This is a genomic window from Microbacterium sp., from assembly GCF_049661145.1.
Lineage (GTDB): Bacteria > Actinomycetota > Actinomycetes > Actinomycetales > Microbacteriaceae > Microbacterium.
The window spans coordinates 1-1,806 of sequence record NZ_JBASZT010000410.1 but is presented as its reverse complement, the minus strand read 5'-3'; the positions used below and the strand labels follow the sequence as shown (position 1 = coordinate 1,806).

Genomic DNA, 1,806 nt, shown 5'->3' with positions numbered 1-1,806 from the left:
GCTCTCACGGGTCCCACCCGGCCGCGTCGCGCCGACCTCGACCGTCGACCCGGTGTTCGAGATGCTGCATAGGCCTGCGGCACGCTCTGCTTGCGTGCACTGCCCCGAGGCACTGGGTGCCATGAAGAAGGCCACGAGAAGACCGAGGGTTAGCATGCAAGCTCACTCGCCCTGCTGCTCGATATCAACGGTCGACCGGGCGCCCAGACTGCAGTAACCTCAAGCGCCTGAACTCTTTCGCGATCAGTTGGCGTAACATCCTCGCCCGTATCACTAACGACGCGAGTACCAGATACATCAATGCACATGTGAAGATCTGCTGTGCTCGAACTCGCTTCGATCAAGTTCGCCGACGCGACGACGATGTCACCCTCAAGATGAACGCCCGCATCTTGGAACTTTTTCTCACTATCGAGTTCGGCGGTGAGCGCCTCGCCAGTCAGGAAATCAGAAGGCGCTGGTCCAGAGTCCGGGTCCGACCGGCGGGCATTTGCCGCATCAGTGTAGGCCCGATAGGTCTCCTCAGCCGCCGCGAACGCCTCCTCCTCCGATGCGAAGCCGGTCGGCGAGGGCGTCGGCTCCGGGGTCGGCGCGCACGCCGACGCCAGCACCAGCGTCCCCGCCAGCGCCAGCCCCACCAGCACAGCGGCGCGCCGCGGCATCCGTTCGACCATGACGCCTACGGTAACCGTCCCCGCCGACGAGGCGCAGGGTTATCCACAGGGCGACACGCCGAGGGAATCGTCCGCGAAGACCCGGGGTTGCAGTCGCCATGACAACCATCGGAATCATCGGTGCAGGACACATCGGCTCTCAACTCGCTCGCGCGTTCACCGCGCTAGGCGACGAGGTCGTCATCGCGAACTCGCGCGGCCCCGAGACGCTCTCCGGGCTGATCGACGAGCTCGGCCCGCTCGCGAGGGCCGCGACCGCCGAAGAGGCAGCCGAAGCGGGAGACCTCGTCGTGGTGACGGTGCCGCTCGCGGCCTATCGCGACATCCCCGTGGCGCCGCTGGCCGGCAAGATCGTGCTCGACACGAACAACTACTACTGGGAGCGCGACGGCCACATCCCCGAGCTCGACCGCGGCGAGGCGACGACCTCCGGCCTGCTGCAGGCACACCTCCCCGAATCGAAGGTCGCGAAGGCGTTCAACCACATCACGGCCGCCGACATCACGACGACCGGATCGCCCGCGGGCACTCCCGGCCGACGCGCGCTGGGCACGGCATCCGACTTTCCCGAGGCGATCGACACCGTCACGGATCTGTACGAGCAGCTCGGGTTCGACACGGTCTCGGCCGGCCCCTTGAGCGAGTCGTGGCGCCTCGAGCGCGACCGGCCCGCCTACGTCGTGCGACAGGATGCCGACGAGCTCCGCGCCAACCTCGCCAAGGGTTTCCGCGTGCGCCCCCAAGACCAGGCCTGACCCGCCGCCCGGTTCGTTCGCCGACTGGGCCGGTTAGCGCCGAGAGCACCCCTACTGTGCGGTCTGCAAGCGGCAAGGTCGGTCACAACCGGCTCGCTCGGCAGCCGAGGCAGCGCCGCGGCGGCGCGTCCCACGCCTACGCGGCCCAGTCCCCGAGGGCGCCCTCGAGCGCGCCAAGCGCCGCATCGATCAGGGCGTCGCGGTCGTCGTCGGGGCATCCCCGCTCGACCCACGTCAGACACGCCCCGTCGAGAAACCCGAAATAGCCCCACAACGCATACTCGTGACGCCGGGCGGCGCTCGGCGCGAGCAGCGCCCGCAGCCGCTCGACGTACTCGCTGCGCGCCTCGGCGCGCAGAGTTGCCACGACCCCAGGC

The 1,806-nt window shown here is 68.5% G+C and carries 2 protein-coding genes and 1 pseudogene; 1 reads left to right on the top strand and 2 read right to left on the bottom strand.

Going from position 1 to position 1,806, the window contains the following annotated elements:
- Positions 1 to 149: 149 nt before the first annotated feature.
- Positions 150 to 674, bottom strand: a complete 525-nt coding sequence (locus WBP48_RS17000; protein ID WP_424441922.1) for a hypothetical protein — start codon at positions 672 to 674, stop codon at positions 150 to 152.
- A 41-nt stretch (positions 675 to 715) separates the two neighbouring features.
- On the opposite strand from WBP48_RS17000, the gene WBP48_RS16995 reads away from it, so the two are divergent.
- A complete protein-coding gene (locus WBP48_RS16995) occupies positions 716 to 1,429 on the top strand; it encodes an NADPH-dependent F420 reductase (RefSeq protein WP_424441923.1) in 714 nt (237 codons plus the stop codon).
- A gap of 136 nt (positions 1,430 to 1,565) precedes the next feature.
- On the opposite strand, the pseudogene WBP48_RS16990 reads toward WBP48_RS16995, so the two are convergent.
- Positions 1,566 to 1,806 (bottom strand): annotated as a pseudogene (locus tag WBP48_RS16990) (TetR/AcrR family transcriptional regulator); the annotation flags it as partial.

Excerpts from the sequence above, each read along its gene's own strand:
- WBP48_RS17000 (WP_424441922.1), bottom strand. The coding sequence starts at position 674 with ATGGTCGAACGGATGCCGCGGCGCGCCGCTGTGCTGGTGGGGCTGGCG.